General features: G+C 40.8%; 13 protein-coding genes. 4 read left to right on the forward strand and 9 right to left on the reverse strand.

Features of this window, described 5'->3' with window-relative positions; genetic code table 11:
- Positions 1–35 precede the first annotated feature (35 nt).
- The 5 genes from BN988_RS16045 to dacB all read right to left on the reverse strand — a co-directional run bounded on the left by BN988_RS16045 (position 36) and on the right by dacB (position 6,767).
- The gene (locus BN988_RS16045) at positions 36–1,889 is read right to left on the reverse strand and encodes an LTA synthase family protein (protein ID WP_231495264.1); all 1,854 of its coding nucleotides are present in this window, start codon (positions 1,887–1,889) and stop codon (positions 36–38) included.
- The gene (locus BN988_RS16050) at positions 1,889–3,490 is read right to left on the reverse strand and encodes an aminotransferase class V-fold PLP-dependent enzyme (RefSeq protein ID WP_036578038.1); all 1,602 of its coding nucleotides are present in this window, start codon (positions 3,488–3,490) and stop codon (positions 1,889–1,891) included. The genes BN988_RS16045 and BN988_RS16050 overlap by 1 nt, the downstream gene beginning before the upstream one ends.
- 28 nt (positions 3,491–3,518) lie before the next feature.
- Positions 3,519–4,070 carry a glycerol-3-phosphate acyltransferase gene (locus BN988_RS16055; RefSeq protein WP_036578039.1) on the reverse strand — a complete coding sequence of 184 codons (552 nt, stop codon included), beginning with the start codon at positions 4,068–4,070 and terminating at the stop codon, positions 3,519–3,521.
- Positions 4,071–4,195: 125 nt separating this feature from the next.
- Positions 4,196–4,951 (reverse strand): AAA family ATPase, encoded by a 756-nt coding sequence (locus BN988_RS16060; RefSeq protein ID WP_036578040.1) that lies wholly within the window; start codon positions 4,949–4,951, stop codon positions 4,196–4,198.
- A gap of 286 nt (positions 4,952–5,237) precedes the next feature.
- Positions 5,238–6,767 carry a D-alanyl-D-alanine carboxypeptidase/D-alanyl-D-alanine endopeptidase gene (gene dacB, locus BN988_RS16065; protein ID WP_036578041.1) on the reverse strand — a complete coding sequence of 510 codons (1,530 nt, stop codon included), beginning with the start codon at positions 6,765–6,767 and terminating at the stop codon, positions 5,238–5,240.
- A 279-nt stretch (positions 6,768–7,046) separates the two neighbouring features.
- Between dacB and BN988_RS16070 the strand changes: the two genes are divergently transcribed.
- Positions 7,047–7,406: a Lin0512 family protein gene (locus tag BN988_RS16070; protein WP_036578042.1), complete on the forward strand. Its 360-nt coding sequence runs from the start codon at positions 7,047–7,049 to the stop codon at positions 7,404–7,406.
- A gap of 262 nt (positions 7,407–7,668) precedes the next feature.
- Here BN988_RS16070 and BN988_RS16075 read toward each other — a convergent pair whose 3' ends face one another.
- Positions 7,669–8,235, reverse strand: a complete 567-nt coding sequence (locus tag BN988_RS16075) for an NADPH-dependent FMN reductase (protein ID WP_036578044.1) — start codon at positions 8,233–8,235, stop codon at positions 7,669–7,671.
- Between the two features lie 12 nt (positions 8,236–8,247).
- Complete coding sequence (locus BN988_RS16080) at positions 8,248–9,306, reverse strand: LLM class flavin-dependent oxidoreductase (RefSeq protein WP_036578046.1); 1,059 nt, start codon at positions 9,304–9,306, stop codon at positions 8,248–8,250.
- 150 nt (positions 9,307–9,456) lie between these two features.
- On the opposite strand from BN988_RS16080, the gene BN988_RS16085 reads away from it, so the two are divergent.
- Positions 9,457–9,804, forward strand: a complete 348-nt coding sequence (locus BN988_RS16085) for a winged helix-turn-helix transcriptional regulator (RefSeq protein WP_036578047.1) — start codon at positions 9,457–9,459, stop codon at positions 9,802–9,804.
- Between the two features lie 48 nt (positions 9,805–9,852).
- Here BN988_RS16085 and BN988_RS16090 read toward each other — a convergent pair whose 3' ends face one another.
- Entirely contained in the window at positions 9,853–11,322 is a 1,470-nt protein-coding gene (locus tag BN988_RS16090) for an MDR family MFS transporter (protein ID WP_036578048.1), read from the reverse strand.
- A gap of 357 nt (positions 11,323–11,679) precedes the next feature.
- Here BN988_RS16090 and BN988_RS16095 point away from each other — a divergent pair, with 357 nt between their 5' ends.
- Together BN988_RS16095 and BN988_RS16100 are read left to right on the forward strand one after the other, a co-directional pair.
- Positions 11,680–12,048: a hypothetical protein gene (locus BN988_RS16095; RefSeq protein ID WP_036578050.1), complete on the forward strand. Its 369-nt coding sequence runs from the start codon at positions 11,680–11,682 to the stop codon at positions 12,046–12,048.
- 527 nt (positions 12,049–12,575) lie between these two features.
- The gene (locus BN988_RS16100) at positions 12,576–13,442 is read left to right on the forward strand and encodes an SDR family oxidoreductase (RefSeq protein ID WP_036578051.1); all 867 of its coding nucleotides are present in this window, start codon (positions 12,576–12,578) and stop codon (positions 13,440–13,442) included.
- Positions 13,443–13,503: 61 nt separating this feature from the next.
- Here BN988_RS16100 and BN988_RS16105 read toward each other — a convergent pair whose 3' ends face one another.
- A complete protein-coding gene (locus BN988_RS16105) occupies positions 13,504–13,917 on the reverse strand; it encodes a GNAT family N-acetyltransferase (protein WP_036578053.1) in 414 nt (137 codons plus the stop codon).
- Positions 13,918–13,923 lie beyond the last annotated feature (6 nt).

A 13,923-nucleotide genomic window follows, 5' to 3' on the forward strand; every position in this document is an offset into this window, starting at 1 on the left:
CACTCTACTTCAGCTTCACCTAACTGCCATAAATATTACTCAACAAGGAACCTTAATAAATCACCAAAAATGATGTTATCTGATAACTCCAACTCTTGTCTCACTATTTCTGAATCTGGTTCACAATACTGATTGTCTACTTCCTGTCCGTTTTCTTTCCCATAACAAACATTATCCTTATAAATGTAATCCTCTGATATAAAACTACCATCTCGGAAAATGACAGGATGATCATTATCTCTTGTGAAGAGATTACGCCCGAAAGAATAGAGGCCATCTGTTTCTATGCCTAGAAGGTGAAGAAGCGTTGGCCGAATATCAATTTGTCCACCTTGTGTCTCAATTGTTTGCCCCTCTTGCCCTGGGACATGAATGATTAATGGAACTTGTTGATAGTTCATATGGTTAACAATATTAGGCTGTTCCTCTAATAATTCACTCAAACCTTGTTCATATTTTTTAGAAATACCATAATGATCCCCAACTAGGATGAAGACGGTATCCTCGTACATACCTTTCTCCTTTAGCTTTTCAAAAAATGTTTCAATAGATTTATCTAAATAACGCACTGTCGTAACATAACGATTTACGACACCCACTTCGGTATCCGCTTCATCAATCAATGTATCCTCTTCCTCTAACAAGAAAGGGAAGTGATTCGTTAACGTAAGGAATTTAGCATAATAAGGCTCTGATAGCTCCTCTAAATGATCAACGGATTGATTAAAAAACGGAATATCTTTAATCCCATAATTAATGGAGTTTTCCTCTGTTACGTTATAATCTTTTTTTGAAAAATACGTATCATAACCGAGTGCTTCATACATTTGATCCCGATTCCAAAATGTCCGATCATTCCCGTGAAATGTGGCAGCATAATAGTCATTGTTCTGTTTTAATATATGCTGGAGACTCAAATACGTATTTTCTGGCCTTCTTACAAATGCAGAGCCACTTGCTAAGGGATAGAGGCCCGTATCCACGATAAATTCAGCATCAGATGTTTTTCCTTGTGCTGTTTGATCATAGATTTGGTTAAAATAGAAACTATCTTTAATTAAATCATTTAGAAATGGGGTCACTTCTTCTCCGTTTACTTTTTGATTTATAACAAAGCCTTGGGTCGATTCCAATGTGATGAAGACAACATTTTTTCCTTCTGCTATGCCGAATAGATCCGTTGGTTTGGAATCAATTTGCTGTAAATACTTTTGTGATGTAACTGCATCTGTCTCATTAGCAACTACCCGCTGTAGAGGAGCTTTTACCCCTAAAGCTATATCGTATACATGATAGTTCAGTGGTCCCAATGTCTTCACCATCTGCTCCCTGTCATACGATTCGGAGAAGAGATGGACTGATTTAATCAATCCTAAACAAATTGTCATCACGACAAGTGTTGAGCCAACTAGAATATAGCGTCTTTTCCTTTGTTTTGACACAGTAAGGTTCAACTTGGTTTTAAAAAGAAGCCATCCTACTATAAATAGATCGATAAACATAAAAATATCCCATGGACTCATTAATTCAACTGTACTGGCACTCAAGCCACCAACATTATCAAACTGAAAAAGAATTGGTATCGTAACAAAATCTGTATAAAAACGATAGTATAGCAGATCCCCATAGAGGATACCTGTCCCGATTACGAGGAGGCCAAACAATATAAATCTATTTACCGTTTTACCAAAATAGAAACTAAAACCCATAATGAGTAAGAGGGAACCTATCGAACTGGTTAAGGTTAAGATAATATCAAAAAAAGAATGCATACTTAGATTAAAGCCGACAAAGCATGTGACAACTGTCTTTAACCAAAGAATGCCTGTTACCAATAAGGTAAATTGTGTTCCTGACGTGGTTGCTAACCTTTTATATCGTGACATCATTAAACGAACGCAACCTTACTGTTTATAATTTGCTTTAAAATAGCAAGTGCTTCCGCAAACTCCGCCAACGAATGATCTCCCATTAAGGCAAATTGGATCCAATTCCGTTTCAACAAGTAATCACTTTCATAGCTGACGATAACCCCATTTTCCTTCAACCGATCTCCTATGGTTCTAGATGAAACAACACTTGGAAGCGGAAGGGTTATAATGCCAGGTGAGTAATCCTCCATACCTAAATAGTCAAAGCCTCCTTCTGTTAGCATGCTCCTTACATCCTTTGCTAACGTTTGCTTTCCCTCTAAACTTACCCTTTTTACGGCTTCACTTAATGCCAAAATGAGGTTTGATGAATGCGTATATGGAACACTATCCGTTTTTGTGTACTGCCCTAAATCCAAATATCTTGGTATATCATTACTAGGTACAATTGGCTCTTGGTGAAAAACAATTCCTAAACCTGGATAAGCACCCAGCCCTTTGCCACTTACCGTACTAGCTAAATAAACATTTTGTAAATTCACTGGGACAACTCCAACAGAACTGCATGCATCCACACATAATTTCACATCGTAATCTATTGCGAATCGAGAAATTTTATCCAGATCATAAAGATAGCCTGTTGATGTCTCACAATGTACTGTCCAGATCCAACTTATTTCACGATCTGTTTTTAGGTAACACTCTAACTCTTTTATTGTTACTTTCTCGTTCCACTGTTTTTCCAATTTAACGTAATGTAAACCGAGCCTTTCTGCATGGTCGATTAACCGATACCCAAACTCTCCATTGGCAATGATTAGGCCTTTTCCAGGTAGTTTCTTCATTTGCGCAGCCACTAAATCATTAGCAAGTGTACCTGTCCCAACAACGATTTGAGTATTTTGGGCATTAACCAGTTCGCAAAGCTTTGATTGAACGGTCTTCATCTCATCAATAAACGCTTTTGAACGATGAGAAATAGCTGTATTCTTGAATGCTCGTTCCACCTCTTTATTTATTGCTACGGGACCAGGCAGAAAGTTGATTTGCTTGGTTGGTTTCTTCTTTTTCAGCATCATTTTAGTAAAGGCTCTTGAAGTGGTGGCAAATTTCTCTTTGGTTAAGTACATAGGTTGGTACATTGCACCTTCCGTTCCTACCATTGGACCGAACGATTCAAAGCCGATTCTTTTATACAGTTTGATTTGTCGATCAGTACCCGAAATAAGCGCCATATTATAATTCTTTTCCAAGCAATAACTAACAAGCAAGTCTACCAATTGATAAAACACCATGCTTTTTCGATATGCTTTTTTTACAGAAAGCAGTCGCACTTCACACGGTGTTGCGTGTTTCGGGAGATAATCATCTAGATTTTCTAACTTATGATCTAAGGAAAATGGACGATTAGCACAAACAGCAATCATCCCAACTACTTCCTCTTCATCCTTTGCAATAATATATGTATTTTCCCTATCAAATTTGTCGATTAAGCGACGCCTTTGATTCTGTTGATGTTGCGGAATTTCTTCTACAAAGGTCTCATAGTTTAGCTGATAGATTTGCTCCATTTCTTCTAGTTCTGATGCTATTTTATATGTTAAGGTATGGTGTTCCATGTCCAACCCCCTCAATTCATGTAGGATATTATTTCTTTATAATATGTGGGATGATAACCACAATTAATAATAGTAATAGACCAATAGCTAAATCAGTTTCTTCCAATATCCAAGCTGTAATAGGAATGGAAGTCATCGAGACCAATCCAATGATTTGAAAGTTGCGGATAAGGAGATAACCTATGCCTACACATATTCCTAACACGGCAATTGCAAGTGGCAGGCAATACAATGTGGCGGCCAAAAATACAACGACTCCTTTTCCACCTTTAAAGCCAAGCTGTACCGGCCAAATGTGCCCAATCAACAAGAAGAAAGTGCTAACCATTAACATGATGTCATCTTCCGGGAATAGATCCGTTGTTATAGAAAGGGCGATCATCACCTTTACAACATCAATAAGAAGGGTATACATAAATCCTTTCTTCCCGAGCTGCCTTCCTGCATTTCTTGCGCCAACATTCCCGCTCCCAAGCTTGCGAATATCTTTTCCGATCATCCATTTCGCTATATAAAAAGCGCCCGTTAAGCTTCCAAGGCTATAAGACAGCAGAACGGTTAACATAACCTTCCAATCCATATGCTCCCCCCAAACGAGTCACTCTTTCTTTAGAAAAAGGGTTCTTGTACTTTATCCAGAAAATGGCACACGTTTAACTCCATTATATCGCTATACATTGTAAGAAATAAGGGTATTCTTTATTGTTATTCAAACAAATGATGCAGCAACCTATCCTTATTCTCAAAAAACTGCTTCATCGTGCGGTAGTGGCCCGTGTCCTCTAATGCTGTTTCTTGCATGCCATCCTCTGTCAGTTCAATTAGTTTTGCACCCGGATAAGCCATCAGAATGGGGGAATGGGTCGAAATAATAAATTGTGAGCCTTCATTAACAAGTTCATGAATTCGTGCAAGCATGGACATTTGCCTTAATGGTGAGAGTGCAGCTTCAGGCTCGTCCAATATGTAAATCCCTTCGCCAGAGAATCGGTGGAGGAAAGCCGCAAAGAAGGACTCACCGTGTGATTGCTCATGGAGCGACTGGCCACCAAAGGAATCAATTATACGTCTGCCACCACCTATCTCCTTGTCCATTTCCTCAATATTTGTGGCAACATTGTAAAACGACTCCGCTCGAAAAAAGAAGCCATCCCTTGGACGTAATGGACCCTTTGCCACTCGCAAATAATTGTCGAGCTCAGAATGGGAATCATAGCTGGAAAAATTGAAATTACGTGTGCCACCCTCTGGATTAAAGCCCGATGCAACAGCAATCCCCTCTAACAGGGTTGACTTGCCCATCCCATTCTCTCCTACAATATAGGTCACATTTGGGTGGAAAGCTAGCTTATCCAAATGTCGAATAACTGGAAGATCAAAGGGAAATCGATTATAGCTTGGGATATGATCTCTTTTTAATTCCATGCTTTTTATAAAAGCCGTTGATTCATCAAGTCGCATCGTTCCACCTCTTTTTTCTTTATTTTAACAGAATTGTTTGCCTTTTGGGAGAGTTTGCGTGGGTGGGCTTAAGTGTTAGCTCGATTCATTTTTGAGGGGCTGATGATTCACTTTTGGGGGCTCTCGATTCACTTCTCGGTGATGACGATTCACTTTCATCTGATGGCGATTCTCCTTGACCAATTTCGATTCATTTTCCCTGCTTTGGTGCAGCTCGCTCTTATTTGCAAGCCTAAATACTAAAAAGCTACCCTTCATACGGAAGGGCAGCTTTCGATACCTTTACTTATTCGGAAAATTGATGCTCTGCTAGGGTAGTTGCAATGTCATCCTCTATGGCGCGAGCGCCGGAGCTTGATCCGAGATAGTTGTTAATTAGAATGGAGAAAATGAGTTCCTCTCCGTCTGCTGACGTTACATAGCCAGAAAGTGTGGATACGCCGGTTAGCGATCCTGTTTTGGCCGTGACATTCCCTTTTGCAGGCTCTTCTGTCATCCGGTTACGCAACGTTCCACCGACAAACCGATCTGATTCACCAGCAATAGGGAGCGCATATTGAAATTCTGAGAACCAATCCGTTGCTTGAATTTCATATAAAAACTGGGCAAGATCACTTGGTGGTATCATCGTCTTATGCGACATGCCAGATCCATCGCGTAATTGTATCGTATCTTTATCCATTCCAAACTGGGCTGCCACGTCTTCGATTACGTCTAGACCTTCATCCCAGCTTCCTTCATCAGCGACGACTTTCCCCATTTCTTTGGTAAGCACCTCACCATGGCCGTTATTGCTTAGTTTCATAAATGGAATTAACAGCTCATGAAGTGGCATTGACTGCTTGGATGTAAGCAGCTGAGCATCTGCAGGTGTGGCACCAGTCTTTTCTTCAGATCTACCTATAAATTGAATGTTCTCTTCTTCCAATGCTTTCTTAAACACATCTAGAGCATAACCTGTGGGTTCCCAGACAGATGCCCACGAACGAGAATTGGATCCATCCACCGGCATCGTTCCCTCTACGACAATCGTATTGGTACCGTGCTCGCGTTCGATGGAGATATCCTTACTCTCACCTGCAGGAACCATCTTGGTTTTGTTTTCTATTGTGACATAATCTGTTTCAGGGCTTAGGGTTATCTCCGCCTTTCCATCGGTCTCATCGGCAGGGCTTACTTGGACAATAACTGTACCTGCATCATAATCTTCATTTGGAGAGAGCGTTAGTGCAGAGACTTGGGCTCCTGTATAGAAAGGCTCGTCCGACCAATTTAAGTCCTGGGAAAGCCGCACATCGTCATACCATGTGTCATCACCAATTAGATCTCCTTTTACCTTTTGAATGCCTTGTGTTTTCAGTTCTTTAGCAAATTGATCAAGATCCTCTTTTAAGAGCGTAGGATCTCCCTTCCCTTTAAGATAGAGGTCTCCATGTAGAACTTTTCCACGTTTTTCTCCGTTTGTCAGTACTTCAGTCGAAAACTGATAATCTTTTCCCAATGTTTCCAGAGCAGCTGCAGCTGTAAGAATTTTCATATTGGAGGCTGGATGTAAACGAATATCTCCATCCTGTGAAAAGAGTTGTTCTCCTGTCTCAGCTTGCATGATGTTTACACCTGTTATTGCTCCGTCCAACTGTTCATTATCTAAGATGTGGCGCAACTTTTCTTCCAAGTTCGCTTCGGCAAATTCTATGTCGGTTATCTCATCGGTTGCTTGAACTGATTGTCCACCTTGATCAAGAAATGGAAAAACGGCGAGGACAGCAATGATCAATAAAAATAGCACTTGTTTCAAACGCATCTTTGACATCATACCCTTGTACACCCCTTTAATTTTTGAATATTTAAATTATACAGTAAAGGATCTGTGCTTAGTAGAGTTCTAGTAGAAAAGGGTTACATGGGCCTAGGTATCATGCAAAGATCCAACCATTGAAGGGCTTCCTCTATCCTAGTTATTTCTTCTATGAAATGCGGCTAGATGAGCTGTCGACTCTATTTGATTTGTCTTCAAGATCCCGTGTTTGATTCCGCTCCACCTCGGGAACCGATTTATATGAACGATACATCCTTCAAAGAGAGGAGTTTTATAATGAATCAAGTTCTTTTTATTCAAACAGGAACTGGTATCGACGTTCATGGACAGAATATAACGAAGGCAGCTGTCCGTGCAGTAGAAAATGCGATCTGGTTTAACTCCATGCCAGGCATTGAGAAAAGCCTTCCTGAACAGCAATTAGAAAATATGAAAGTACAGGTGAAGTTGGCTGTACCGCTTGATCGAGAGCAGCTGGATACGGAAAGCGTTAAAAAGGCAATCCCGTACGGCACCGTTTCAGTAGATGTTACAGATGGGGGAATGGCCACATCCAGTGGGATCACCCTGAAAGACAAAGGCGATGAGAATGACTTAATGTATATTGTGAATGCAGCAGTTGAAGTAGGCTATTAAGGGGATTTTGATCTTAAATTTTTTCTGGTTTTCTCCCACCCAAAGCAGGACAAGGCTGGCATACGCCCCTTGTCCTGCTTTTCTGGTGTATTTAAATTGGTTTCGCTTTTAAGTGGTCACACGGGACTTCTACTCTTCCCGCGCCACTTTCTGCTCTTCTCGCGCGACTTTCTACTCTTCCCGCGCTACTTTCTGCTCTTCTCGCGCGACTTTCTACTCTTCCCGCGCCACTTTCTACTCTTCCCGCGCGACTTTCTATAACTTAAAAATCATACTCCGCTTCTTTAGCTTCACGAATTTTCGTATAGGTCTCGGTTAATACGACGGTGTCTTCGACGAGTCTTTCAATGCGAAAATGGACATCATCATTGGTAATTTCTTTGCGATAAAAGTCACTTTCTTCGATGAATACATAGGTTTGCACGATTTGGGCTTTCATGTAACCAAGAATTGGCTTTAATTGCTGTTCTACAATTAAGAAATGCTTTGCAGATCCAGCCGTCACAAGCATACTGACTACCTTATCTTGAAAAGCGTTTATTGGCAGTAGATCAAAGATATTTTTTAAAGTAGCCGGGATGGAAGCCTGGAATATTGGGGTTCCTATAATCACAGCATCTGCTTCCATGATCGTTTTCGTCACATAGCCGGTATCTCCCTCATAATCAAGGTAGTTGCGCCCATCACTAAATTGGATATCATAATCGGCTAGGTCGATTAGTTCTGTCTCCATTTCTGGATACTTTTCTTGTAATTTCGTTATCGTATAATTCATAGCGGTTCTTGTTTTGGAGCCAACTTTTGAGCCGGATAGTCCCACAACCTTCATCTGTATTCACCTCTATTTTTTTGCTGTATGTTTTTTGATTGCCGGAAGAATTTCTGTTCCGATGATTTCGATGTTTTTACGTAGCTTATCGAACGGCATACCACCAAAATCTATTTGGGCAATATAGCGCTGATGGCCAAACATTTCATGCTGGTAAAGCATTTTTTCGATGATTTGCTCTGGGCTCCCTATATTCATAATACTATGCGGGTCTGCACCTTGTGCAAAAGCTTGTTTTGGAAAACCTTGTCCATTTGTACGCTTCATACCTTCGTTAATATGTGGATACATATCCCTAAGCGCCGTTTGCATGTCTTCCGCCGCGTAAAAGAATCCAGCAGTTGCAACAGGTAGCTGGTCCGTATCAAACCCACGACTTTGAGCTGCTTGGCGATACGCATCAATTGATCGTTTAAAGCTACTTGCTGGCCCGCCTAAATGGGCAAGGAACATTGGCACACCTGCATAGCCTGCTTTAATTGCACTGCCAGGTGAACCACCGACAGCACGCCAGATTGGCAATGAGCCGTTAAGTGGTCGTGGAAGTACTTTCGCGTTGTTTAACGGAGCGCGGAACTCGCCTTCCCAGTTTACAACCTCTTCTTCATTAATTTGTCTTAATAAATCAAATTTCTCTTCAAATAACTCCTCATAATTGCGAACATTATAGCCAAGTAAATCAAACAAGCCAATTCTTGATGCTCGCCCGGCAACAATCTCCGCACGTCCACCAGAAATTAGATCAATTGTAGCAAAATTCTCATAAACACGCACGGGATCTGATGTGCTAATAATAGTCGAGGAACTGGCAATTTTTATATTCTTTGTAGCCTGGGCGATTGCTGACAAAACAACGGCATGTGCCTGGGTAGCGAAGAAGTCCTGATGACTCTCGCCAACACTAAAGAAATCAATTCCCGCCTGATCGGCCAGTTTTGCTAATTCAATAATTTCCTGTATGCGTTGCTGTGCAGGAATTCGTTTTCCTGTATGTGGGTCAGGCAAATGATCGCCAAGTGTGTAAAGTCCGAATTCCATTCCTTTGCTGGGATCTATACGATATTTTTTCATTCATTCTCAACCTTTCTATCTTACATAATCTATATCTTCATTCTTTCTATTTTTCCATTATAATGCTATTGTAAGGTATAATGAATTTTTTATGAAGTACGCACTATAAAGTGGTATAGTATACAAAAGGATACTAAAGGAGCGAAAAGCATGGATAAGGTACCAGAGTTATGTCGCGTTGAGGATGCACTTAGTATTTTGGTCGGAAAATGGAAGCCCATCATTCTTCTTCATTTACTGCAAAAGGGGACACAACGATTCAGTGAGCTTAAACGCAGTATGCCCGGAATAACACAGAAAATGTTAACAAAACAATTACGTGAGCTGGAGGAAGAGGACATTATTGAGCGGGTTGTTTACCCACAGGTCCCTCCAAAAGTAGAATATTCTATGACGGAATATGGGAGAAGTCTAGAGCCGATCCTAGAAGCAATGCATGAATGGGGAACAAAGCATACCATCCATAAACAAGCGAAGCTCGACCAGCAAACTTCCTAATTATATATAGACGAAAAAGCTCTCCCTTTATGGAAGAGCTTTTTTCGCTTACTCTGACATGCTTTTTTCATTAATCTTACGTGTCATTTCTTTTTCTTCCTTTGGTGAGCTTAGGAAAAATGCGAGTACTAGACCAACGAATGCTAGTACGGTGCTTCCCATAAACGCCCATTCAAATCCTTGAATTTGGGCAAGCTGACCAATCGCATCTGCTGATTCATTTTCTTCTGGTGTAAACTGCTTCGCCCCAACTGTCGTCAAGGTGACAAGAATAGCTGTACCGATTGAGGCTGAGATTTGCTGCAATGTATTAGCCATTGCCGATCCATGTGCATACCATTTTGGTGGTAACTGATTTAATGCCGATGTCATAACTGGCATTAAAGCGAAAGATAAACCAAACATCCGAATGGCATATATTGTGGACAGGTAAGCAAATGACGTTTCCATTGATAAGTTTGTGAAGAAGAAGGTCGTTACGGTAACTATGGTAAGACCCGTGATTGCTAGATACTTACCACCAAACCGATCAAACAGAATTCCTGTGATCGGAGACATAATTCCAATTACGATGGCTCCTGGTAATAGCATCAGCCCTGATTCAAGTGGGCTAAATCCAAGTGTGTTTTGCATAAATAGTGGTAGTAGTGTCTCTGCACCAATGAGAGAAATCATCACTGCCATTGTGATTACAATCGCCAGGCTAAAGATACGAAATTTAAAGATACGGAACTCGAGAATCGGTTGTCGAAGCTTCAATTGTCTCAGTATGAACAACGTAATTAAAATTGCTCCGCCGATAATCGCAATGAGGACAGTAGCGCTTCCCCAGCCATGCTCTGAGCCAATACTAAATCCGTAAAGAAATCCTCCAAACCCTAGTGAAGAAAGAATAACCGATAGGACATCTAACTTTGGTTTGCCAAGATCCGTCACATTTTTTAGGAAAAGTGCTGCCAAGATTATGGTAACCACCACTATTGGTAGTACAGTGAGGAAAAGCGCCCGCCACTCGAAGTGTTCAAGTAGCCAACCCGATAAGGTAGGTCCGATTGCAGGTCCGAACGCAATGACAATACCAATCAATCCCATTGTTGTTCCACGTTTCTCTACTGGAATAATCGCCAGCAATACTGTCATTAAGAGTGGTAGCATTATCCCAGAGCCAGATGCTTGAATAACCCTTCCTAACAGTAGTACAGGGAAAACAGGAGCAAGCGCTGCAGTCAATGTTCCTATTCCGAATAGACTGATTGCTGTTAAGAACAGCCCGCGGGTCGTAAATCGTTCAATAAAGTAAGCTGAAATCGGGATCATAATCCCATTCACCATAAGAAATGCTGTTGTCAGCCATTGAACTTGAGCTTGTGATATTTGAAACGCATGCTGGATCGTTGGAAGTGCTGTCGCTAAAAGCGTTTCATTAATAATCCCCATAAATGCGCCAACTAGCAATGCTATAATCATTGCAATTTTTTGGCCTTTAGGCAGATTAAATGAATTCGCAGATGTAGCCATATATATCCTCTCCTTCTTTCTATCTTTGTTAATCGTGGGTTTTTTATGTAAAAACCTAAGACATCTCTTTACTATATCGGATACTTTCGCTTTCAAACAATTAATGTGCCTGTGATTTTTATTAATTTTTGTTTATAATTGAATATTTTGACATAGTGGTATAATAAAGGTGCTTACCATTAAGTGAAACTTCAATCAGTGGGCGTTTCCGTTCTTCCCCCACTGATTGTTAGTTGAACGAATCGGGGTGTTAGCGTCCGTTTACTCCCACTAAAAACTTTTTGGCTTCACTTCATGTTTTGAGGTGGGAGTCTTACGGACGGTTTCTCCGGGGTAAAAAGAAGAAGGAGATACAGGATGAAATATTATATTGCATCAAGCTTTCAAAACAAAGAAAATGTCCAAGCTGTCAGTCAGTATCTTTTCTCTAAAGGACATGTGAATACATACGATTGGACTTTAAATGAACGTGCAAACACTGTTGACCAACTCGAAAGGATTGGCACATTAGAAAAACAGGCAGTGGCAGACTGTGACCTATTTATTCTGTATTTACCGGGTGGGAAGGGTAGCCATGTTGAACTTGGCTTGGCATTAGCCTATGGTAAAAAAGTTTTGATCTACAGGGAAAAGGCGTTTTCACCAGAAGAAGCATCGAGTTTTTATTACGTTGAGGGTGTGAACCATGTTTTTGGGGACTTGGAGAAGCTATTTAAGTTATTTTGACTTTCTAAGAAACTATATTAAGCAGGCATTGGAAGAAAATTGCCACCTGCTAGTCGGAGAGGCAGCCTACCTGAGCACAAGCCAGCGGAATATGGAAAGGGCTGGGATGAGACTTGCCTACACAAAGGCGATTTGGCGGAAAAGGTAAGATAGAAAAGGTCATAAAAAATAACCACCCCAGCCTAGCAAGCTAATTAAGTGGTGGTTATTTTATCATCTTATTAGTGAGCTGCCCCCTTGAAGGGCTACTGCACTTAACCGTTTGGTGTTACAGCACCAAGCGGTATTTTTTTATATTAAGTATATCCTACTTTACCACTTTTACAAGACTATCATTATAACTTGAAATAATCTCATTCTTTTCGGGGATTACGCAAATTCAATTTGGCAGTAGATAAAGGTGTTTTTAAGGGAATCTTTTTAATATTAATCGTAAGCGCTATCTCATGTTTTCTTCTCACCATAGGGTGGAATAGACTATTGTGACGCAAAAAGTAACGTATTTAATCAAGGAGGTAATGTCACTTATGGATCCGAAAGAGATGCAAAAGGGTAGTACCCCTAGACAAAAACAAGAGAGACAACCAGGTATTGAGTCAAAAATGAACCCATTACCGGCACAGCCAACAGAATATAAAGGTTCAGAAAAACTGAAAGGAAAAAGCGCCTTAATTACAGGTGGCGACAGCGGGATCGGACGTGCTGTAGCAATGCTTTACGCGAAAGAAGGGGCAAATGTTGCCATTTCTTATCTTGATGAGCATGAGGATGCAGAAGTAACGAAAAAAGCAGTTGAAGCAGAAGGTGTAAAATGCCTGCTACTTCCTGGCGATATTAAAAATGCCGCGCATTGTAGAGATCTCGTACAAAAGACAGTCGATGAGTTTGGCAAATTGAACATTCTTGTAAATAATGCAGCCATCCAATTTGTTCGGGAAGATCTTGAGGATATCTCAGATGAACAGTTTGAAGAGACATTCCAAGTCAATTTCTTCTCCCAATTCTATTTAACAAAAGCGGCAGTACCTCATATGCAGGAAGGTGATTCTATTATCAGTACTTCTTCCATTAACGCATATCGTGGGAACCCAATCTTTATGGACTATTCCGCAACTAAAGGTGCTATCACGGCATTTACTCGAAGCATTGCCCAAAGCCTTGCGAAGAGAGGAATCCGTGCCAATGCAGTAGCACCAGGCCCTGTATGGACACCACTTATTCCATCTTCCTTTGATGAAGATGGCGTAGAAGGATTCGGACAAGATACGTTAATGGGCCGACCTGGACAACCATCTGAACACGCAATGCCATATGTACTACTGGCTTCAGATGAAGGTTCTTATATCACAGGACAGGCCATCCATGTAAATGGTGGCGCTTGGACCTCTTCTTAAGACACAGTTTTAAAAAATGAAGAAAAGTGCAGGGATCCTTTAAGGCGCCCTGCACTTTTTATTATCCTTCTAGTTTTGCAAAAGCCACCAATGAACCCTTGTCACAGGACGCGAAGCCATTTTTCTCATAAAAATGCCTCACATCTGATGCCTCTTCTGTTAACAAGACCTTCTGCCGCACATGCTCATACTTCTGCATCACTTGCTCCATTAATTGTGTAGCAACCCCTTGATTTTGATAAGCATTCAATACCAAAATATCTTGGATATAGAGGATCGTTAACCCATCGCCTACGACACGAATTAGGCCGACTAACTCCTCACCATCCCATGCAGAGATTACATCAAGCGATGCCCGCAGTGCATTGTTCAATGTGCTTGCATCCTTCGTATACGCATACCATCCCACATCATTATATAATTTCATTACCTGTTCTTTGTCTATGTCTTTACTATCTTGAAATGCTATGTTCATTTCTTC

The sequence above is a fragment of the Oceanobacillus picturae genome, from assembly GCF_000612865.1.
Taxonomy (GTDB): Bacteria; Bacillota; Bacilli; order Bacillales; family Amphibacillaceae; genus Oceanobacillus_B; species Oceanobacillus_B jordanicus.

Coding starts and splice junctions, on each gene's coding strand:
- BN988_RS16045 (WP_231495264.1), bottom strand. CDS start 1,889: ATGATGTCACGATATAAAAGGTTAGCAACCACGTCAGGAACACAATTT.
- BN988_RS16050 (WP_036578038.1), bottom strand. CDS start 3,490: ATGGAACACCATACCTTAACATATAAAATAGCATCAGAACTAGAAGAA.
- BN988_RS16055 (WP_036578039.1), bottom strand. CDS start 4,070: ATGGATTGGAAGGTTATGTTAACCGTTCTGCTGTCTTATAGCCTTGGA.
- BN988_RS16060 (WP_036578040.1), bottom strand. CDS start 4,951: ATGCGACTTGATGAATCAACGGCTTTTATAAAAAGCATGGAATTAAAA.
- dacB (WP_036578041.1), bottom strand. CDS start 6,767: ATGATGTCAAAGATGCGTTTGAAACAAGTGCTATTTTTATTGATCATT.
- BN988_RS16070 (WP_036578042.1), top strand. CDS start 7,047: ATGAATCAAGTTCTTTTTATTCAAACAGGAACTGGTATCGACGTTCAT.
- BN988_RS16075 (WP_036578044.1), bottom strand. CDS start 8,235: ATGAAGGTTGTGGGACTATCCGGCTCAAAAGTTGGCTCCAAAACAAGA.
- BN988_RS16080 (WP_036578046.1), bottom strand. CDS start 9,306: ATGAAAAAATATCGTATAGATCCCAGCAAAGGAATGGAATTCGGACTT.
- BN988_RS16085 (WP_036578047.1), top strand. CDS start 9,457: ATGGATAAGGTACCAGAGTTATGTCGCGTTGAGGATGCACTTAGTATT.
- BN988_RS16090 (WP_036578048.1), bottom strand. CDS start 11,322: ATGGCTACATCTGCGAATTCATTTAATCTGCCTAAAGGCCAAAAAATT.
- BN988_RS16095 (WP_036578050.1), top strand. CDS start 11,680: ATGAAATATTATATTGCATCAAGCTTTCAAAACAAAGAAAATGTCCAA.
- BN988_RS16100 (WP_036578051.1), top strand. CDS start 12,576: ATGGATCCGAAAGAGATGCAAAAGGGTAGTACCCCTAGACAAAAACAA.
- BN988_RS16105 (WP_036578053.1), bottom strand. CDS start 13,917: ATGAACATAGCATTTCAAGATAGTAAAGACATAGACAAAGAACAGGTA.